General features: G+C 52.6%; 23 protein-coding genes. 15 read left to right on the forward strand and 8 right to left on the reverse strand.

From position 1 onward, the window contains the following. The first annotated feature begins 3 nt into the window (after positions 1-3). The 14 genes from HMPREF9623_RS01505 to HMPREF9623_RS01570 all read left to right on the forward strand — a co-directional run bounded on the left by HMPREF9623_RS01505 (position 4) and on the right by HMPREF9623_RS01570 (position 10,936). Complete coding sequence (locus tag HMPREF9623_RS01505; protein WP_009532122.1) at positions 4-984, forward strand: RluA family pseudouridine synthase; 981 nt, start codon at positions 4-6, stop codon at positions 982-984. Continuing rightward, a complete protein-coding gene (locus HMPREF9623_RS01510; protein ID WP_009532123.1) occupies positions 985-1,539 on the forward strand; it encodes a Holliday junction resolvase RecU in 555 nt (184 codons plus the stop codon). Next, the gene (locus HMPREF9623_RS01515) at positions 1,539-3,407 is read left to right on the forward strand and encodes a TIGR03960 family B12-binding radical SAM protein (RefSeq protein WP_009532124.1); all 1,869 of its coding nucleotides are present in this window, start codon (positions 1,539-1,541) and stop codon (positions 3,405-3,407) included. Before HMPREF9623_RS01510 ends, HMPREF9623_RS01515 begins: the two co-directional genes overlap by 1 nt. Further along, complete coding sequence (locus HMPREF9623_RS01520; RefSeq protein WP_009532125.1) at positions 3,391-4,149, forward strand: TIGR03936 family radical SAM-associated protein; 759 nt, start codon at positions 3,391-3,393, stop codon at positions 4,147-4,149. The genes HMPREF9623_RS01515 and HMPREF9623_RS01520 overlap by 17 nt, the downstream gene beginning before the upstream one ends. Next, entirely contained in the window at positions 4,133-5,197 is a 1,065-nt protein-coding gene (locus tag HMPREF9623_RS10750; RefSeq protein WP_009532126.1) for a ribonuclease E/G, read from the forward strand. Before HMPREF9623_RS01520 ends, HMPREF9623_RS10750 begins: the two co-directional genes overlap by 17 nt. 111 nt (positions 5,198-5,308) lie before the next feature. Next, complete coding sequence (rplU, locus tag HMPREF9623_RS01530; protein WP_009532127.1) at positions 5,309-5,617, forward strand: 50S ribosomal protein L21; 309 nt, start codon at positions 5,309-5,311, stop codon at positions 5,615-5,617. Between the two features lie 3 nt (positions 5,618-5,620). Beyond that, on the forward strand, positions 5,621-5,950 hold the full coding sequence (locus HMPREF9623_RS01535; protein WP_009532128.1) for a ribosomal-processing cysteine protease Prp: 330 nt from the start codon (positions 5,621-5,623) through the stop codon (positions 5,948-5,950). A gap of 5 nt (positions 5,951-5,955) precedes the next feature. Continuing rightward, a complete protein-coding gene (gene rpmA, locus HMPREF9623_RS01540) occupies positions 5,956-6,249 on the forward strand; it encodes a 50S ribosomal protein L27 (protein ID WP_040799321.1) in 294 nt (97 codons plus the stop codon). A gap of 111 nt (positions 6,250-6,360) precedes the next feature. Continuing rightward, entirely contained in the window at positions 6,361-7,641 is a 1,281-nt protein-coding gene (obgE, locus tag HMPREF9623_RS01545) for a GTPase ObgE (RefSeq protein ID WP_009532130.1), read from the forward strand. Positions 7,642-7,652: 11 nt separating this feature from the next. Beyond that, a complete protein-coding gene (yhbY, locus tag HMPREF9623_RS01550; RefSeq protein WP_009532131.1) occupies positions 7,653-7,952 on the forward strand; it encodes a ribosome assembly RNA-binding protein YhbY in 300 nt (99 codons plus the stop codon). Positions 7,953-7,958: 6 nt separating this feature from the next. After that, positions 7,959-8,570 carry a nicotinate-nucleotide adenylyltransferase gene (gene nadD / locus HMPREF9623_RS01555; protein ID WP_009532132.1) on the forward strand — a complete coding sequence of 204 codons (612 nt, stop codon included), beginning with the start codon at positions 7,959-7,961 and terminating at the stop codon, positions 8,568-8,570. Between the two features lie 29 nt (positions 8,571-8,599). Beyond that, positions 8,600-9,175, forward strand: coding sequence for a bis(5'-nucleosyl)-tetraphosphatase (symmetrical) YqeK (gene yqeK / locus HMPREF9623_RS01560; RefSeq protein ID WP_009532133.1), 576 nt, complete (start codon positions 8,600-8,602; stop codon positions 9,173-9,175). After that, positions 9,162-9,524 carry a ribosome silencing factor gene (gene rsfS / locus HMPREF9623_RS01565; protein ID WP_009532134.1) on the forward strand — a complete coding sequence of 121 codons (363 nt, stop codon included), beginning with the start codon at positions 9,162-9,164 and terminating at the stop codon, positions 9,522-9,524. Before yqeK ends, rsfS begins: the two co-directional genes overlap by 14 nt. A gap of 53 nt (positions 9,525-9,577) precedes the next feature. After that, positions 9,578-10,936 (forward strand): NCS2 family permease, encoded by a 1,359-nt coding sequence (locus HMPREF9623_RS01570; RefSeq protein ID WP_009532135.1) that lies wholly within the window; start codon positions 9,578-9,580, stop codon positions 10,934-10,936. Between the two features lie 242 nt (positions 10,937-11,178). On the opposite strand, the gene lexA is transcribed toward HMPREF9623_RS01570, so the two are convergent. Further along, positions 11,179-11,793: a transcriptional repressor LexA gene (lexA, locus tag HMPREF9623_RS01575; protein WP_009532136.1), complete on the reverse strand. Its 615-nt coding sequence runs from the start codon at positions 11,791-11,793 to the stop codon at positions 11,179-11,181. A gap of 171 nt (positions 11,794-11,964) precedes the next feature. Between lexA and HMPREF9623_RS01580 the strand changes: the two genes are divergently transcribed. Further along, positions 11,965-12,348, forward strand: a complete 384-nt coding sequence (locus HMPREF9623_RS01580) for a hypothetical protein (protein ID WP_009532137.1) — start codon at positions 11,965-11,967, stop codon at positions 12,346-12,348. Positions 12,349-12,350: 2 nt separating this feature from the next. Here the strand turns inward: HMPREF9623_RS01580 and HMPREF9623_RS01585 are convergent, their stop codons facing one another. The 7 genes from HMPREF9623_RS01585 to lspA all read right to left on the reverse strand — a co-directional run bounded on the left by HMPREF9623_RS01585 (position 12,351) and on the right by lspA (position 20,164). Continuing rightward, positions 12,351-13,424, reverse strand: a complete 1,074-nt coding sequence (locus tag HMPREF9623_RS01585; RefSeq protein WP_009532138.1) for a tyrosine-type recombinase/integrase — start codon at positions 13,422-13,424, stop codon at positions 12,351-12,353. Between the two features lie 63 nt (positions 13,425-13,487). Then, on the reverse strand, positions 13,488-13,709 hold the full coding sequence (locus HMPREF9623_RS11610; RefSeq protein ID WP_040799169.1) for a hypothetical protein: 222 nt from the start codon (positions 13,707-13,709) through the stop codon (positions 13,488-13,490). A 558-nt stretch (positions 13,710-14,267) separates the two neighbouring features. Next, complete coding sequence (locus HMPREF9623_RS01595) at positions 14,268-15,332, reverse strand: NAD(P)H-dependent flavin oxidoreductase (RefSeq protein WP_009532139.1); 1,065 nt, start codon at positions 15,330-15,332, stop codon at positions 14,268-14,270. Between the two features lie 780 nt (positions 15,333-16,112). Further along, the gene (locus tag HMPREF9623_RS01600; protein WP_009532141.1) at positions 16,113-18,008 is read right to left on the reverse strand and encodes an LCP family protein; all 1,896 of its coding nucleotides are present in this window, start codon (positions 18,006-18,008) and stop codon (positions 16,113-16,115) included. Further along, entirely contained in the window at positions 17,995-18,642 is a 648-nt protein-coding gene (locus tag HMPREF9623_RS01605; protein WP_009532142.1) for a cytidylate kinase-like family protein, read from the reverse strand. Before HMPREF9623_RS01605 ends, HMPREF9623_RS01600 begins: the two co-directional genes overlap by 14 nt. Before the next feature lie 79 nt (positions 18,643-18,721). Further along, entirely contained in the window at positions 18,722-19,636 is a 915-nt protein-coding gene (locus tag HMPREF9623_RS01610) for an RluA family pseudouridine synthase (RefSeq protein WP_009532143.1), read from the reverse strand. Between the two features lie 12 nt (positions 19,637-19,648). Further along, entirely contained in the window at positions 19,649-20,164 is a 516-nt protein-coding gene (lspA, locus tag HMPREF9623_RS01615; RefSeq protein WP_009532144.1) for a signal peptidase II, read from the reverse strand. Positions 20,165-20,167 lie beyond the last annotated feature (3 nt).

The raw sequence follows: 20,167 nt of genomic DNA on the forward strand, positions 1-20,167 counted from the left end.
GCATTGAAGGAATATAAAATCGCAGCTGCCGCAGCAGGACAACGTTTGGATCGTTTCCTTGCAAAAATTCTTCCCAAGGCAGACACTGCTTTTTTACACCGCATGCTCCGCAAGAAAAACATCACCCGCAATGACAAAAAGGCAGAGGGCAGTGAGAGAGTGGAGGCAGGCGATGTAATCCGTCTCTGGTTTTCGGAGGAAACTTTCCGGAAGTTTGCCGGAACGCAGCCGGATTCCCGTAGCTATCCGCGCTGGGACGGTTTTCCCGCCGCGGTCATCCTGGAAAATGAGGTGCTTCTGGCCATCAATAAGCCGGCCGGTATGCTCTCCCAAAAGGCAACGCCTGCGGATGTCTCTCTCAACGAGTACATGCTTTCGTATCTTATCTCCCGGAATGAATTTCAACCGGAAAACCCGAACGGTTTCCGCCCCGGCGTTGTAAACCGTCTGGATCGCAACACCTCGGGGCTCGTGCTCGCCGCAAAAACACGCACTGCGGCCGAAGAGCTTTCCGTGCAGCTCCGGGATAAAAGGCTTCAAAAATACTATCTTGCCTGTGTCAAAGGAGAAGTCAGAGAGGCCGAGCGACTCTCTGCTTTTCTGTATAAGGACAAAGGAAAAAATCAGGTACAGATTCGAAGCCGTAAAACCTGTGCGGAAGACAAGGAAATTCAGACCGCCTACCGCCCGATAGCAGTACAAGACGGCATCAGTCTCCTGGAGGTGCAGCTTTTAACGGGGCGGTCTCATCAGATTCGCGCACAACTGGCCGCCGTCGGTCACCCCATACTCGGGGATCCGAAGTACGGAGATCCGGCGGAAAATGCACGCCTCGCAAAGCGCCTCGGCGTAAAATACCAGCTCCTGCACGCCTTTCAGGTACAATTTCCGGAGGAGACAGGTGTGCTCGGCGCGCTGCATCGGCAAAGCATCCTCGCGCCGCCGCCCGATCCTTTCCGCCGGCTGTTTCCGGAGGCTTTTTAAATGGGAACCTGGAACAGCCGCGGGCTTCGCGGCTCCCTGCTCGAGGAACTCATTAACCACAGCAATGAGGTCTATCGGACACAGGGACTTGCGCTGGTACAAAAAATTCCGACCCCCATCACGCCGGTCGAAATGAGCAAAAATCATCGTTGTATTACCCTCGCCTATTTTGAGAAGCAGAGCACTGTCGACTATATCGGTGTCGTGCAGGGAATTCCGGTTTGCTTCGACGCAAAGGAATGTGCGAGTGATACCTTTCCGCTCGCCAATATTCACGAACATCAACTTGCCTTTATGCGCGCCTTTGAGCAGCAGCGCGGCATTTCCTTTTTGCTGATTTCTTTTACGGTGCGAGAAGAGCACTACTTGCTCCCCTACGAGGAGCTCGGTTGTTATGCGGCGCGCATGGCAGCCGGCGGCCGCAAGAGTTTCACCTACGCGGAAATGAATCGACAGTTTCGCATCCGGGAGACGGCTGCGGTGCCGCTGCACTATCTGGAAGCGTTGGATCAGTATTTACAAATGCGGGAAGACCGCGAGAGGAATGAATTATAATGCAAAAACTCGCTTTGGACGAAGAGATTTTACTGCAGGTCGAACAGCCGGCGCGCTACATCGGCGGCGAAATCAACAGTGTCAAAAAAGACCCCGACAAGGTGAAACTCCGGTTTGCCATGTGCTTTCCGGATGTCTATGAAATCGGCATGAGCCATCTGGGGATACAGATTTTATACAGCATGTTCAACCGCCGCGAGGATGTTTACTGTGAGCGTGTCTTTTCGCCGTGGACCGATTTGGATCGCATCCTGCGCGAAAGAAAGATTCCGCTCTTTACGCTGGAGAGTCAGCGTCCCGTGCGGGAATGCGATTTTCTCGGCATCACACTGCAATACGAGATGTGCTATACCAATATCCTGCAGGTCCTGGAACTCTCTGAGATTCCGCTTCGCGCCGCTGACCGCAGTGACAGCGATCCGATTGTAATCGGCGGCGGCCCCTGCACCTATAATCCGGAGCCGATTGCGCCCTTCTTTGACCTGTTCTACATGGGAGAGGGCGAGGTCATCTATGATCAGCTCCTGGATCTCTATCTCGCGCACAAAGAAGCGGGCGGCGCCCGGAACACTTTCCTCAAAAAAGCGGCTGCCCTGCCCGGTATCTATGTGCCTTCCCTCTATGAACCCCGCTATCGGGAAGACGGAACACTTGACGCCTTTGAACCGCTCTGTCCCGAGGCACCCGCGTCCGTTCGCCGTCTCGTCATGTCCGTGCTGGACCGCGCAGACTTTATCGACACCCCGCTGGTGCCCTTTATCCGCGTGACCCAGGACAGATCCGTCCTTGAGCTCATGCGCGGTTGTATTCGCGGCTGCCGTTTCTGTCAGGCCGGAAATGTATACCGCCCGCAGCGCGAGCACTCGGTCGAGTACCTGAAGCGCTATGCGGAAAAGCTCCTGAAAATCACAGGCAACGAAGAGATTTCTCTTAGCTCTCTGAGTTCCAGCGACTACTCTCGCTTGCAGGAGTTTTTGGAATATCTGATTCAGTACACCAAAGAGCGCAAAATCAACATTTCACTGCCGTCTCTCCGCATTGACGCCTTTTCGCTCGATGTCATGCAGCGCATTCAAGACGTCAAAAAGAGTTCTCTGACCTTTGCGCCGGAAGCCGGCACCCAGCGTCTTCGGGATGTCATCAACAAAGGCATCACGGAGGAGGACATTATGCGCGGTGTCTCCTCGGCCTTTCACGGCGGCTGGACCAAGGTTAAATTTTACTTCATGCTGGGACTTCCGACGGAGACGGAGGAGGACAGAAAGGGAATTCCGGATCTCTGCGAGAGAGTCGCAGACCTCTTCTACGATGAAATCCCGAAGAGTGAGCGCGTCGGCAGGGTACAGATTTCCGCGAGTTCCTCTTTCTTTGTGCCGAAACCGTTTACGCCCTTCCAGTGGGCTCCCATGTGCTCGGCTGAGGAGTATAAAGAGCGCGCCCGTTTTGTGAAAGAGACTTTTAAGCAGGAGAAAAACTGGAAGAGTCTTCGCTACCAGTATCACGATGTCGGCACCACCCTGATGGAGGGTGTTTTTGCGCGCGGCGACCGCCGTGTCGCCGATGTCATTGAGCGCGCATACCGGGACGGCGCCATCTATGATGCCTGGACCGAATACTTTGATGCGGAGCGCTGGGCCAATGCCTTTGCGGCTTGCGGCGTGGATCCGGACTTCTACACGCAGCGCACGCGCAGCACAGATGAACTTCTCCCCTGGGATTTTATCGACTGCGGTGTGAGCAAGGAATTCTTAAAGCGCGAGTGGAAGAGCGCATTGGAGGGAAAGGTAACACCTAATTGCCGCGAGCACTGCTCCGGTTGCGGCGCAACGTCTTATCAGGGAGGAGTCTGCTTTGAAAACAAGAATTAAATTTTCCAAGGAGGGGAATCTCCGCTTTGTCGGACATCTGGATATGATGCGCTATTTTCAGAAGGCAAATCGGCGTGCGGAGCTCCCGGTCGCCTATTCGGAGGGCTTTCATCCTCATCAGATTATGAGTTTTGCGGCTCCCCTCGGCATGGGCCTCGAGGGAAAGGCGGAATACTTTGATCTTCGCATCACGGAAGAGGGCGCAGCCACACTGCACAGTGCAGAGGCTGCCGAGCGTTTGAACCGAGAGATGGCGGAGGGCATCCGGATTCTCTCCTTTTTGCGCCTTCCCGACGACTCGCCGAACTGTATGTCAATCGTCCATGCGGCGGATTACGAAATCTTATTCCGGGCTGTTGCACCGGAGGACAAAATCGCAGGGCAGTTTGTCGACGGCAGTGCCTATCGAAGCCTGACCGGAGACGAAGAGCGTTCCCTTCGCGCAGCAGTCGATGAACTGTTACAGCGCAAAGAAATTCCGGTGCAGAAAACCGGAAAAAAAGGGAATCTCCGCGAACTCGACCTTCGTCCCATGATTCATGCGCTGCGCTGTGAGGACAATCGCCTGCGCTGCACGGTCGCCCAGGGCAGTGAGGCCAATTTAAAGCCGGAACTTCTGCTCTCGGCGCTGTTTTCTCTGGATACAGCGCGCCCGTTTGCCGCAATGCCGCGCCGTGTGGTTCGCACCGAACTCTATGACAGCGCCGGAAAGACACTGGAAAGTTATGGAACAATCTTCTGACAAACTGATTGTGTGCGGCTTTCGCGACGGGATTCTGACCGCCTGGTTTCAGGACGCAAAGCCTGTGGAACTAGCCTTCTCGCGGGAGAATGAAAGCGAGGTCGGCGCCATCTATCTGGCGCGTGTCTCTCATGTACAAAAAAATCTGAACGCTGCGTTCCTGGATCTCGGCAAGGAACAGCCCGCCTATTTAAATCTGGAGAAGGGCCGCCTGCCGCGACTCGCAACCGGTGCACTGCCCGCCAAAATTACCGAGGGCACAGAGCTCCTCGTGGAAATCCGGAAAGACGCACATGCGAAAAAGGGGTACAGTGCCCGGGCGGCTACCTTCCGGAAAAATGACCCCGTATTGGCACGTGCCGCCTTCCTGCAGGCGCCGCGCTGCTTAAAACCGGCTCCGAGACAGTGGGAACAGATTCTCGCTCAGTGCAGACGGGAAAAACGTAGCGTCGAACTGGTCACAGATCTACCGGATATCTACGAAGAACTGAGCGGAAATCCCCCCACTGAGATGCCTGCGTATCAAAAAAATTTGCCGGAGCGCTTTCGCGGCGAACCGGTGAACGCCGTCGCTCTCGACGCATATTGCTCGCTCCGCCTGTATACTGACGAGAAGCTCAAACTGGCCTCTGTCTATAGCCTTGAGACAACTGTGCAGTCCGCTCTGGCCCGCCGCGTGTGGTTGCCGAGCGGCGGCAATATTGTCATAGAGCGCACCGAGGCCCTGACGGTAATCGATGTGAACAGCGGCAAGGATGTACGCGGTAAAGATAAGGAAGCCACATTGCGTCGCACCAACCGGGAGGCCGCGGAAGAGCTGATGCGTCAGCTGAGACTCCGGAACCTGTCCGGCATCATCCTCGTAGACTTTATTGACTTTGCGGACGAAGCCGATGTCACGGCGCTCACGGAAACTCTGACCGCACTCGCCGAAAGGGACTCCGTGGCGACTCGCTTTGTCGATATGACACAGCTCAACCTCGCGGAATTGATTCGTCCGCGCCGCGGTAAGAGTTTACAGGAACAATTCTTTTTGCCAAATTCTTGACAGAATGGATTTTATTCAGTAATATGTACGAGTATGCCGCACAACAAGGTTTAAGTTTTGTCTTTCGGCAGACACCAAAGTTGGCGAGTAATGATTGAAGGAGGTACCAATATGTACGCGATTATTGCGACTGGCGGGAAGCAGTATAAGGTATCGGAAGGTGACATCATTAGAGTTGAAAAGCTCGGCGTTGAAGCAGGTCAGACAGTTACGTTTGATCAGGTGCTTGCAGTCAACAACGGCGAGATGACTGTCGGTGCACCCACGGTGTCCGGCGCAAGCGTCAGTGCGACTGTGCTGAGAGAGGCAAAGGCTAAGAAGGTCGTTGTCTACAAGTACAAGGCAAAGCTCGGCTATCACAAGAAGAACGGCCACAGACAGCTTTACACCCAGGTGAAGATTGACAAGATCAATGCCTGAGGCATGATAGAAGTACACATTTTACGCGACAAGAGCGGAAGGGCAGTGGGAATCCACTCCCTCGGTCACGCAGACTACGGAGACGGAACCATCGACATTGTCTGTGCAGCCGTTTCGGCGCTGGAACTCAATTTTGCGAATTCCGTCGAGGAATTGACGGATGCCAAGTTTGAAGTTCATCTCGGTGAAGAAGACGGCAGTTTTGATTTTAAGCTCTTGGGCGAGCGCAACGGAAAGGCCGAACTTCTTTTGCAGTCTCTCCTCTTGGGATATCAGACTGTTCAGGAAGCGTACGGCAATTCATATTTGATGATCAAAGATCAGGAGGTGTAATGATGTTGTTCAAGATGAACCTTCAGCTGCATGCTCACAAGAAAGGTGTCGGTTCGACCAAGAACGGTCGTGATTCCGAGTCCAAGCGTCTTGGCGCAAAGCGGGCAGACGGTCAGTTTGTTCTGGCCGGTAACATTCTTTACAGACAGAGAGGCACGCACATTCATCCGGGCGTCAATGTCGGCAGAGGCGGTGATGACACCCTGTTTGCTACGGCAGACGGTGTCGTAAAGTTCGAGAGATGGGGCAAGTATCGCAAGAAAGTTTCTGTCTACCCGAAAGCAGAAGCTGCTGAGTAAAACTGAACGAAAGCTGTAGTGTAAGACCGGGCTTCATACTGCTAAGTATGAAGCCCGTTTGCATTCCCACGGAATACAGCTTGTCATGCGCAATGCGCACAGGAGAGAACGATGTTTACAGATAACGCCAAAATATTTATTCAATCCGGCAAGGGCGGCGACGGGCATGTGAGCTTTCGCCGTGAGCTCTATGTGCCGGCCGGCGGCCCTGACGGCGGTGACGGCGGCAGAGGCGGCGATATCATTTTTGAAGTCTATGACGGTCTGAATACCCTGGCGGATTTCCGTCACGTCCGGAAGTATGTCGCGGAAAACGGTGAGCCCGGCGGCAAAAAGCGCTGCCACGGTGCCGACGGAAAGGATCTCGTGATTCGCGTTCCCGAGGGAACTGTGATTCGCGACGATGAGAGCGGAAAGGTAATCGCCGATATGTCCGGTGAAAACCGGAGACTGGTCGTATTGCGCGGCGGCCGGGGAGGCGTCGGCAATATGCACTTCGCCACGGCGACTATGCAGGCGCCGAACTATGCAAAGCCCGGTCAGCCCGGCAAGGGTATGTTTGTGCGCCTGGAACTGAAGGTCATTGCAGATGTGGGACTGGTCGGATTTCCGAATGTCGGTAAATCCACCTTGCTTAGCCGCGTCAGCAATGCGAAACCCGAAATTGCAAACTACCACTTCACAACCCTGCGGCCGCATCTCGGCGTGGTCGATTTTGATGACGGTGAAGGCTTTGTGATGGCCGATCTCCCGGGTCTCATCGAGGGTGCTTCGGAAGGTGTGGGTCTCGGTTACGATTTCCTGCGCCATGTGGAGAGAACCAAGGTTCTGGTTCACGTCGTGGATGCCGCTTCGACGGAAGGCAGAGATCCGGTAGAGGATGTGCACCGCATCCGGCATGAGCTTGAAAAATACGATCCCGCGCTTCTGACGCGCCCGCAAATCATTGCTGCCAATAAAATTGACAGCATCCAGGTCGAAGAAGGAGAGGAAAACCCGATAGACCGCCTGCGCGCGGCTTTTCCGGACCTGCCGCTCTATCCGATTTCCGGTGTCACCGGCGAAGGTATTCGTGCATTGACCTACGGCATTCTGGAAATTCTCCGCAATATGAAGCGCGGAGTCACCGTTTTTGAGCCGGAGATGGAAATTTCGTATCTCTCCGATCGGGATTTGCCCTATACCATCGAGCGAGACGGGGATGTCTTTGTCGTGGAAGGACCGCGCATTGAGAAAATGCTCGGCTACACCAATCTGGAGTCGGAGAAGGGCTTTAACTTTTTCCAGAATTTCCTGAAAGACAGCGGAATTCTCGAGGAACTGGAACACGCCGGTATTCAGGACGGCGATACCGTTCGTATGTACGGACACGAGTTTGATTATTATAAATAAGGGAGGATGCCTTGAACAGCAAACAGCGTTCGTTTTTAAAGGGAATCGCAATGACAACCGAGCCTCTTTTCCAGATCGGAAAGGCCGCACTCACACCGGAGCTCACAAAGGCCGTCAATGAAACGCTTGAGAAGCACGAACTGCTCAAGATTTCCGTGCTTCAGAATTGCCTGGAGGATCCGAAGGAAATGGCAGCGCGCCTCGCAGCTCGCACCAAGAGTGAAGTCGTGCAGGTCATCGGAAAGAAAATCGTGCTGTACCGGCAGGCCAAAGAAGAGAAGCACCGCAAGATTGTGCTGCCGCGCGACTAAACGGCCATGCGACAGATTGCAATTCTCGGCGGAACTTTCGATCCCATTCACAACGGGCACTTGAAACTCGCGGAAGAAGCCTGCTCACATTTTCCGCTGGATGCCTGCTGGTTCATGCCGGCGGCGGCGCCGCCGCATAAGCAGGACAGAAAACTGGCAAGCTACGCACAGCGTCTACGGATGGCAGAACTTGCAACGGCACCCTACGAAGCGTTTTGTGTCTCTGACTTTGAAGCAAAACGGAGAGGCCTCTCTTATACCAGTGACACCCTGGCCTTACTTCGCGAGACCTATCCGGACTGCGCTTTTTCGTTGATTCTCGGCGCGGACTCGTTCTTTCAGTTGGAATTCTGGCATGCACCGGCTGACATCTGTCGCGATGCGCGCCTGCTGGTCGCGGCGCGGGAATATGCGGACCGGCATACGAGTCTGCATGAGCACGCCGAGCACCTCCGTGCGCTCTTTGGCGCGCGGATTGAACTGATTCCGGCGCCGCTCATTGATATTTCATCCATGCACATTCGCGCCCTGCTCGCCGCCGGTAAAAAAAGTGCGGCGCAGTACCTTCCGCCGGCTGTCTATGACTACATCCGGACAGAGGGCCTGTATCGTCGTTAGAAAGGAGGCTCGCCATTAACCGGAAAGAAATGGCCGAAATACGCCGCAAACTGGAGAAAAATCTGAGCAACGACCGTTATCAGCATACGCTTGGCGTCGCTTATACGGCAGCAGCGCTTGCAATGCGCTATCAGGCATCTATCGAAGATGCGGAGCTTGCGGGGCTGTTGCACGACTGTGCCAAGGAGTATGACAAAAAGGAATCGCTCTCGATTGCGGAAAAATCCGGCATCCGCTTTTCGGCAGCGGATATGGCCGCGCCACAGATTTGGCATGCCATCATCGGCCCCGTTGTCGCCGAAAAGAGATACGGCGTCGCGAAACCGGAAATTCTCTCCGCCATTCGCTGGCATACAACCGGACGGCGAGAGATGTCTCTGCTCGAAAAAATTGTTTTTACGGCCGACTATATCGAGCCGAACCGCGACCGCGCCGATAATCTTGCGGAAATGCGTTATCTGGCATTTCAAGACCTTGATTTTTGTGTCTATCGCATCACAGCGGATACCCTCCGCTATCTCGCATCGAAACAGATTCGCGCAGATCAAAAGACAGAAGAGTGCTATCAATGGTTAAAGGAGGTAAAGAAATATGACGACAAATGAGCTCGTTGCCTACGCAGTCACCGCAATGGAAGACAAGAAGGGCACCGAAATTTCGGTGATTGACATCTCCAAGGTCTCGGTGGTCGCCGACTATTTCATGCTCGTCAGCGGCACCAACCAGAAGCAGACGCAGGCAATTGCCGATGAAATCGAGGAAAAGCTTGCAAAGCACGAGGTATTTCCGCGCCAGAAAGAAGGATATTCCGGCGGTACCTGGATTCTTCTCGATTACCAGGACGTCGTGATTCACATCTTCAACGGTGAAGATCGTCGCTTCTATAATCTGGAGCGTATCTGGGCGGACGGCATCACCGTGGATCCGAAGACATTCCACATTTCTGAAGAGTAACGGCACAGAGGTTACATAATTTAATTCTGTAAATGAATAGGGGGAGCTTGCATATGGAACAGTTTTTTCACCTGAAAGAAAACCGCACGACTGTGCGGACAGAAGTGATCGCGGGTATCACGACCTTCATGACCATGGCCTATATCCTCGCCGTAAATCCGAATCTACTGGGAAAAACCGGCATGGACGGCGGTTCTGTTTTCACGGCGACCGCACTTGCCTCGGCCATTGCATCCTTCGCGATGGCTTTGCTCGCGAATCTGCCTTTTGCACTGTCGGCCGGTATGGGACTGAACGCCTACTTTACCTACACGGTCTGCATGGGCATGGGATACAGCTGGGAAGTTGCGCTTGCCGCAGTCTGCGTGGAAGGTCTCATCTTTATCGTCCTCTCGCTGACCAATGTGCGTGAAGCCATCTTCAATGCAATCCCGGGCGAGCTGAAACTTGCGGTCTCGGTCGGCATCGGTCTTTTCATCACATTCATCGGTCTTCAGAATGCTCACATTGTTGTCGACGGCGCGACACTGGTCACTCTGTTTTCCTTCAAGGGTTCGGTCACAAGCGGCACATTTTCCTCGGAGGGTATCACCGTGCTGCTCGCATTGATCGGCATGCTGATTACCGCGCTCCTCGTCATCAAAAACGTGAAGGGCAACATTCTCCTCGGGATTCTGATTACCTGGGGACTCGGAATTCTCTGCCAGCTGTTCGGTCTTTATGTACCGAATCCCGATGCCGGATTTTACAGTCTGATTCCGTCTTCTCTCATTGCAATGCCAGCATCGGTGACGCCGACTCTGTTTAAGATGGATTTCAGTGACCTTTTGTCGCTGAACTTTGTGGTCGTTGTGTTTTCCTTCCTCTTTGTCGATATCTTTGATACGCTCGGCACCCTGATCGGCTGTGCCTCGAAGGCAGATATGCTCGACAAAGACGGCAAACTGCCGCGCATCAAGGGCGCACTGCTCGCAGATGCAATCGGAACCACGGTCGGCGCTGTACTCGGCACTTCGACCATTACTACCTTTGTGGAATCCTCCTCCGGCATCGCAGAGGGCGGGCGCACGGGACTCACCTCGATTGTCGTAGGTTTCCTGTTCCTGCTGAGCCTCTTTTTCTCACCGATTTTCCTCGCGATTCCTTCCTTTGCGACGGCTCCCGCACTGATTATCGTCGGCTTCTTCATGATGCAGCAGGTCAGCAAAATTGACTGGAGCAATATGCTGACCGCCATTCCTTCGTTTATCTGCATCTTTGCAATGCCGTTTGCATACTCGATTTCCGAGGGCATCGCATTCGGCATCATCAGCTACACCGTACTGCACCTCGCAGCGGGTAAAGGCAAAAATGTCACGGTGCTCATGTATGTGTTGAGTTTCATTTTCATCCTGAAATATATTTTCCTGTAAGACAGGAGATACCTGTCACGTAATCGGAGAAAAGGATTGATTACAGCCCCCGCAACACCTGTTTCTATCGGTGTTGCGGGGGCTGTATTTTCATTGATATGAGAGGAGAGGCGTTCGCACTCCTGCCGCTTAGCCTGTTTTCCAGACTGCAAAATTTTCGCTCCGCCAAAAAAAGGATGCCATCCTGCATCATTCAGAATGGCATCCTTTTTGACTTTATGACAGACAGCCGACACTTGTTATCAAAGATTCCGGTAGAGCGCCACAACCTTGCCGAGTACCGTGACATCTTTGACGATAATCGGTTCCATTGCGTCATTCTCCGGTTGCAGGCGATAGTGGCCGTTCTCCTTGTAGAAGCGCTTGACAGTCGCCCCGTCTTCGACAAGTGCCACAACGATTTCACCGTTTCGCGCCGTGGACTGGCGCGCGACAATGACCAGATCCCCGTTCAGAATCCCGACCTTGACCATAGAATTTCCCTGTACCTTCAGCATGAAGGTCTCCTGGTTCGGAAGATTCTCGGCGGGAATGGGGAAGTAGTCGCTGATATTCTGTTCCGCAAAAATGGGGAGTCCTGCCGCAACACTTCCGAGGATCGGTACATTGACGACCTCACGGCGCGACAAATTAAAGGCCTCGTCCACAATTTCAATGGTGCGGGGCTTTGCCGGGTCGCGGCGAATGTAGCCCGCCTCTTCCAGCGCGCCGAGGTGCGCATGTACCGACGAGGTGGAGCGAAGCTTTACAGCACTGCAAATTTCGCGCACGGACGGCGGATAGCCCTTCTGCAAAATACAATCCTTGATAAATTCAAGAATTTCTCTCTGTTTCTCTGATATGGTATCGCGGCTCATAACTTTTCCTCCGGGACTTCCAGCTTTCTCGTTAAAAGTGTAGCACGAAGCGCTCCAAAAAGCAAACGATTGTTCGCGAAATTTTGTTCGCTTTTTTGCTTGCCGAACTTCCGTTCGTGTGGTAAGATGCAAACAGATGTTCAAGAACAAAGTTTCGAGGGAGGACAACCCATGCGACAGACAAACAACAGAATGAATCACTGGGTATCGGAGCCGCAGAGGAGCTATGGTCGCATTGTGCGTCCGCGCAGACAGAACAAGCGCGGCCTGCTCGGCTTCCTGCTTCCTTTTATCCTTCTGCTTGCCTTTTTTGCAGGGCGCGCCTCTGTGGCGCGCGCCGGAGAACTCCCGGATCATAGCGAAGCGTATCGCTACCGCGCGGTTAAAATTCAGGTGGGAGATAAGCTCGACGATTTCGCGATGCGCTATAACCGGGGACTGTATCGCTCCGATGATTCCTATCTGGAGGAGTTGTGCCGCGTCAATCACATTGACCGGAATACCCGCCTGTATCCGGGCTGCTTTCTTACCGTCCTGGAGGCAGTGGAAGAGTAAGTTTACTCTTCCTCGCGCAGCCGCACCTTATTGCGTGCGCTGCGCCGGTGATCTTCCTGAATTGCCGCATAGTGCTTTTTGGTGGTATTGACATCGCTGTGCCCCAGAACATCGGCGACCAGATAAATGTCTCCGGTCTCGCGGTACAGCGTTGTGCCGTAGGTGCTACGCAATTTATGCGGTGTGATATGCTTGAGGGGTGCTGCGTCAAGCGCATATTTTTTGACCAGTTTTTCGACACTCCGCACAGAGAGCCGTTTTTGCTGCAATGACAGGAAAAGCGCCTGCTCCTGAAACTCCTCTGTGAGCAAGGCTTCCCGTTCCTCCATGAAGTTTAGCAACGCCTCCTCAACTTCATCTCCGAAATAGACAATTTGTTCCTTGCCGCCTTTCCGGTGTACCCGGATCCCATCATTTTTAAAATCCACATCATTGAGATTTAAGCCGACACACTCGGAGACACGAATGCCTGTACCAAGCAAAAGTGTGATCAGCGCCAAATCCCTGAGCTTAGTTTTTTCATGGTAGCGACGCTGGCGTTCACTCAGCTTTTCCCCGGATTCAATCTGATCCAGCAACTCCGCAATTTCGTCGACATCCAGACGGATAATTTCTTTTTCGTGCAGCTTTGGCAGAAGTACACGGTCTGCCGGATTGCTCTCAATCATTTCTTTCTGATAGAGATATTTGTAGAAACTGCGCAGAGAAGAGAGTTTCCGCTTGATGCCTGTTTCCTGGTTCAATTTGCCTTCCCCTTGCTCTGTGGGTCTATACTTCAGATATTCCATATATTCCTCGAGATCGGTCGCACGGAGCTTTTCCAGAAGAGAAAGCGGAATTTCCTTGGCTGTGCCATAGCGGGCAGCCAAGGGATTTTCGCGCATCAGATATTGAAAGAATACGCGCAAGTCATAGGCATACGCAATGCGTGTGCGGGATTGTGTTCTGGGTTCAATGCCGCGGAGATACGTTCTGCAGTAGTCCGGAAGCTCTGCAAGCAGTTCCCGAAGATGTAAAATGTTCGCGCGATCCAGTTCCGCAAAATAATTGTTATTTTTTTGTGTTTTGTCAGCCATACGAAAAACCTCCGAAATGCCTCAATTTTTCCGTTCAGCAATAGTATACGACGCAACTATTCGTTAAACAAGCATTTCGCGAATAGTTGTAGTGCGAAGTTTTACTGCTCTCAAGGCCTGTTTTCGTTCCCGCCTTGCTATTTTACGCACGGATTGAACGGTCATCTCAAGTTGCAATGATTTTTCTTCCGAATTCATATCACCGGACTGTCTGCCGCGCAACGCTATCCGTACCGCTTTGATATGCTTTGTTCTGTTATTTCTTTTGTTGTAATGCTGTATCAACTTTATCTTTCCTGTGTATCTGTGTCACAAGGCCATCTTATGACCTAAGGACCTCCAGCTGGCTGGTTTCTCGTTATTTCATTTCAATGCTTGTACATCGACTCATTTGACCTAAGGCTTATCAGGCTGAATTTTCGTCGTTTCCTTATTCTAATGCCGAATTGGCTTGCTTATCCTTTCGTTTCCGGAGGTCCCTGCGCCGCACAGCTGTTCCATGATCTAAGGACCTGTAAGGCTGATAATGGTTAACGTTGTATCGGTTCATCCTGACAACTGTCAGGCTTGCTCAATCGGTTCATCTGCCGTCCGGATGTAATTCTCATTTTATGTAAGTGTTATGGTTACAAAATTTACATTTTCGTTCAAATTTGCTTGTCCGTAACAGATAACTGCTCAATGGGTTCTCTTGAAACCGCCGCTCTTTATAGGTTACATAATATATTTCCGTAAACTTTTAGCTCTTACGAATTTACACATCTCACGACAGATAAAAACAGAGTCCGGATTTTCTCCGGACTCTGCAGATAGGATGTCTGATTTGTGAGCTTACTTTTCCCTTCAGTACCCGAGTTCTTTGATCAGGGCGGGCACTGTGGTCATTTTCTTCATTCTGCCGACATTCTCGCCGGTAAAGAAAAGTCCTGTCTCCAGATTGCCTTTGACCGCCTCAATCAATGCATTCGTAATACAAAACGGCACCTGTGCGGGATTGCATTTCTTGATGCAACGAGAGCAGTGGACCGGAGGAATTCGGCCCGCGAGGCTTAGCTTCTTTAACAGCGGGGTCTGCACAGCGCGTCCCGGCATACCGACCGGACTGTGAATGATAGAGACATCTTCCCGCTTTGCCCCGAGTAACACATCCTTATAGGCCTGAGAGGCATCGCATTCCTCGGTCGCAATAAAACGGGTTGCCATCTGCACGCCGGCTGCCCCCTGTTCCGTGAGTGCCTGTATGTCTTCCCGGTTCCAGACACCGCCTGCACAAAAGACCGGGATGTTGCGCTTTGCCGCATCGACAAAGGGGCGAATATTCTCCAGCACATCTTTCAGAATGGCCGCGAGAGAGGGGGCTTCACCTGCCAGCAATTCATCCTCCTTGAACCCGAGATGTCCTCCGGCCTTGGCTCCCTCGACGACAATGAAATCCGGAAAGCGATTGTACTTCTTCATCCAGGACTGCAGAATCAGCTTTGCCGCCCGCCCGCCCGACACAATGGGTGCAATCAGAGCGCTGCCTTCCGGCACCAATTCCGGCAACTGCAGGGGTAAACCGGCACCCGAGATCACCGCATCAATGCCCGAAGCGACAGCCGTCCGGATGGCCTCGGCAAATTGCTGTGTGGCAACCATCGCATTGATAGCGAGCAGACCGCGTCCGCCCGAGATGTCACGTGCATCCGAGATTTCCTGCCGTAGCGCGCGGAGATTTGCCTCTTCCGGATTCTTATAAAAATCTGGCTCCCGATAGCCGCAGTCTGCTGTGCTGATGCAGCCCATGGCACCGCAAGCTGCCACACTGCCCGCGAGGCGCTCCAGCGATACTCCAACCCCCATGCCACCTTGCAGCAGCGGAATTTCCAGTTCTCTATGGTTAACAGACAAGTGAAGTTCTTCCGACATGGCTGACCTCCTCAATATCAGTATCAGTAGCGTGTTTAAACAACACCAAAATTCCAATTCCATTCCAAAATTCCGGCAATCCTCCGGAACCGACTCTATCCTAAGTCATTTTTAGACTTAGGTCAACTGGTATTTAAAACTAGATGTGATTGATGCGGGCTGTTAAAACAGTCATTCGGCAGTCGCCTGATTATTAATGTATATTAATACTAATAATTCATTTTAAATACATACTCGTTATTTGTGTATATATTCACGCCATATGCACTACTATCCTCTTCTCTCCCTCTCCACTTCCACACTCTCCCGCCATCCGATGACTTTTCCTGTGCACTCTCTTCTTCGAAGATTCTCATCCATGCTTCCTATCGGCCAATTATCATTTCCCTGAATTTATCCCCTCGAAACTCTCTTTTACCTAGCGTTCATGCAAATCTTACTCGACGCTGCCGTAAAACCGTACCTGCCATGCCAAATCTGCTTCTGCATTTCTCCGCTTCTCATCTATGCTTCCCCGTCCGATCACCGTTTTCCTGAACTGCTTCCCACGAAAATTTCTTTTACCTAGCGTTCATGCAACCTCTTTCTTGTACTCCCGCGAATCCACACCCGCTGTATCGAATTCTCTTCTGCCTTTCACCGGGAAAGTGGAAATCTTATTTCACCCACTTGATTGTCTCGGAAATCGGCGAATGCACCTCATTCAAAACAATATCAAAAAATCCCCCTCTACCGAAATTACCAGAAAAGGGGGATTGATGCCATCAGCGGTCTCGCGATTTAGTTGGCCGGTAAACCGGCGCCGGGCCCCACAAGCTCAGTCTCTGCACTACTAGTCGCGCTGTGCTTGTTTTCCTGGACGCCGGATCCCGGGCCGCGCTCGGCCTCACTGTTCTCACTGTCATTGGAATTATTTTTGCCGCCGTTCGGTTGCACGCGGCCGCTGTGGCTCTCCACGGTTTCGGCAGCCGTAGCGGTCGTGCTCTCCGTGCGACGCTTTTTGCGGCTCTCGGTCTCGGCAGCTGTTGTCGTCTCGGCAGCGGTCGTTTCCGTCACGGTGGTCTCCGACATAGCACTTTCCGCCGCACTGCTACTCTGCTTGTTACTCTTCTTTTCTTCGCGCGCAGTCTCGACTTCCGTGTTTTTCTTTGTCTTTTCTTTGACCGGACCGGTATTGCCGACGGCACCCGGTTTGTCTGTCTGAATATCGACCTTTTCGCCTTTGCCTTTCATGCCGGTCCGCTTAACGATATAAGCACTCACCTCTTTCACAGAGGCGCTCGGCTGATAATCTTCCTGCTGATACAGGAACTGGTGCAGGCTCACGACATTGCTCTCAAGCGTAATCGGCACCACACAGTCCTTTTTCTCAACCCAGGCTGTGTCGCGCTCAAACGGAAAACCGGAGCTCTCCGCGATGTGGTACTTCTTGATATCCTTCGCGTAGGCCAGAACATCATCGATTCCCATGCTGGTCTTGGTCTCCGGCAACACGGAAGTCACAAGCTCAATGCGCTTTGCCGCATCGGCCGCGTGAATTTTATCCATCAGAAGTGACACGACCTTGCGCTGGCGCTCGGTGCGGTTGTAGTCGCTGTCCATAAGGCGGAGTCTCGCATAGGCAACAGCCTGTACACCGTCCAGGTGATTCATCCCTGCGTGCGTGAGCTGCACCGATCCGACTCCCGTGGACTTCACCGTCTCCGTGATGAAGGAATTGATATATTTGAATTCCGCGGGTGTAACCTCAAGATCCACGCCGCCCATAATGTTCACGGCATCGACCACAGCCTTCCAGTTGAAGGTCACATAGTCATCCGGCTGAATGTCGAGATTATAATGCATCATCCAGAGGGACTGCTCGGGCCCGCCCTGAAAATAGGCTTCATTGAATTTATGATGCTTACCCTTTTTATCAATCTGTACAAAGGTATCGCGGAAAATGCTGCAGATGCGGATATCCCCTGTCTCTTTATTGAGGCTCACCAGCATGTTGACATCGGAGAGCGCACCTTTTCCGAGATTACCGTTCCGGGAGTCCACGCCAAACACCGCGACTGTATAGAAGCCGGTCTCGTGCGTCTTCTGGCCGAGCAAGAGTGTCTTTGCTCCCCAGACAACCAGAAAAGCACAGAGGAGACCGATCAGGACCAGAAGAGGATTTCTTTTTTTCCGCTTGACGGTCGCGGCTTTACTTTCCTTTGCCTGCCGCCGCGGTCGGCGTGCCGTTTTCCCCGCCATCTCTTCCTCCTCGTCGCGCGCTTCACGCAACCCTTCTCTTTCTGCGAATCTTCCCGCCGGAATCTCTTCCGGCGCTTCTTCGACGTCCTCCTCCGCTACTTCCTGCGCTTCCGCTGACTGCTGTTCCGCCTGTCTGCGGGAAGACGCCTCCTGTCTTCGCATGTTTTCAAGGACGCGTCTTAATCTGCGTTTCTCCTGCTCCTCCGCAGAAAACTGCGGCTTCTCGGAAGCGCTCTCGGCGTCCTCTGTCACAGGCTCCCCAATTTCTCTTCCCGTTTCTCGGTCCGGTCGCTTTGCGGTCTCCCTGTGAACAGGAAGAGACGCGGCGTCCTCCACCGCGTCTTTCTTCTCCATTCTATGTTGGTTTCGAAGTGATTTGAGACGAGCGAGCTCCTTCAGATATTGCTCGCGCTCGTTCTTGTCATCTGTTGCCATTCCGGAATTCCTCTTCCCTCTTTAAGCTGTCAAGAATCAGCTGTACTGCACCTTCCAGGCCGAACTTGCTACTGTTGATGCAGAGATCATAGCTCTTGGAATCGCCCCAGCGCTTGTTGGAGTAATAGTTGTAATAGCTGGAGCGCCGCTTATCGGTCTTTAACATAATCTCACGCGCCTTGTCGCGGCTGATGTTGCCGCCTTGGTAACTCTGTACACGTGTGATTTTATCCTCCTCCGCTGCGGAGATAAATACCGAGAGTACGCCCGGCATGCCGTCCAACGCATAGTCGGCGCAGCGACCTACAATCACACAACTCTCCTGCTGCGCGAGGTTTCGAATGGTATCGAACTGTGCTAGGAAAATCTTCTGATTAATCGGCATATCCACATAGGGCGAGGAGGAATAGCCGAGAGAATAGGTATCCATGACCAGGGAATAGAGAAAGCTGTTCGTCGGCTTCTCGTCGTTTGACTCCAGCAATTCGCGGCAGAGACCACTCTCTTTCGCGGCGCGATCCAAAAGTTCTTTGTCATAGCACTTGACGCCGAGTTTTGCGGCGAGCATCTCTCCGATTTTATGACCACCACTTCCGGTCTCACGTCCCAAGGTGATGATTCTCTTTGTCTCCATAAGGCACCTCCCACAGAAATGCTAAAAATACGGGTTTCTCTGTTCTTCTATTGTAACATTTTGCAGGGAAAAGGTAAATCTATGCTTTTTGTCGAAACTTGTCGAGTAGCGCTTCAAAATAGGTCGGGAGCGGCGCCGTGAACTCAAGATAGCGGCCATCCGCCGGATGACGGAAGCCAAGCACCGCCGCATGCAGACATTGTCCCTCCAGATGATAGGGGTTTTTCCCGCTTCCGTAGACCGTGTCGCCGAGCAACGGATGGCCGAGTGAGGCCAGATGTGCTCGAATCTGATGTGTCCGTCCGGTCTCCAGACGACACTCGAGATAAGTTGCCGCTGCAAAGCGCTCCAGCACCCTGTAGTGGGTGACCGCATGCTTGCCGCCGATCATACCGCTTTTCATGCGCTTCCGGTTCTCCGGGTCACGCCCGAGCGGTGCGTCCACAGTTCCTTCCTCTTCCTGCATCCTGCCCTGTGCCAGTGCGAGATAACGGCGCGTAATGCTGTGCGCCTTCAGCTGTTCGGCAATGCACTGATGCGCCCTGTCATTTTTGCAGGCAATCATCACACCTGTCGTGTCCCTATCGATGCGGTGTACAATTCCCGGCCGAAGAATCCCGTTGATGCCCGACAAGCTGTCTTTACAGTGGTACAGGAGGGCATTGACCAGTGTTCCGCCGGTATGCCCGGCTGCCGGGTGAACCACCATACCCTTGGGCTTGTTGATTACGATGACATCCTTGTCTTCATAAAGAATGTCGAGCGGAATATTTTCCGGAAGCACCTCTGTCGCCTCGGGTTCCGGCAAAGTGACCGAAAGGCGTTCCCCCGCTGTCAATGGATAGCTCGCCTTGCGCGGCTTGCCGTCGACCAGGACGCTCCCCTCCTTAATCAACTTCTGAGCATGTGCACGCGTCAGCTCCGGAAAGAGCAGGGAGATTGCTATGTCCAGTCGCTTATTCGCAAGTTCTTCCTGAATAATAAGCTCCTCCAAACCTGTCTCCTTTTATTTTAAGAATGAAAATTCTTCCTCTTTATAATAAAAACAAAATAACAGAATAAAGACAGCTGCCGCACAGGTTACAAAAATATCCGCGACATTAAATACCGGAAAAGAAATCGGAATAAATGAGAAAAAATCGACGACGGAACCGCGCATGACGCGGTCACATAAATTCCCCAGTGCACCGCCGATTAAAAATGCGAGATTAATAACAAGCGGCATATATCTTTTCTTTTCCGGCAAGCGATAAAGCACATAAACGACAAAAAGACAAATCGCCGCCGTAATACCATAAAAGAAAATCATCTGTCCCTGCAACATGCCAAAGGCCGCACCGTGATTTTCTATCCGAATCAGCTCGACCAGTCCCGGCAAAAAAGATCTCGCGGTTTCAAGCGGCAAGTGTTGCAGAGCAAGGCGCTTGGTCCACTGATCCAGCAGAACACAGAGCCCAACAATCACGGCAAATAGCAATGACATCCTCGCCTTGGAACAAGCGGTTTCGTTTTTTTCTGTCATAGT

The organism is Stomatobaculum longum (assembly GCA_000242235.1).
Classification (GTDB): domain Bacteria; phylum Bacillota; class Clostridia; order Lachnospirales; family Lachnospiraceae; genus Moryella; species Moryella longum.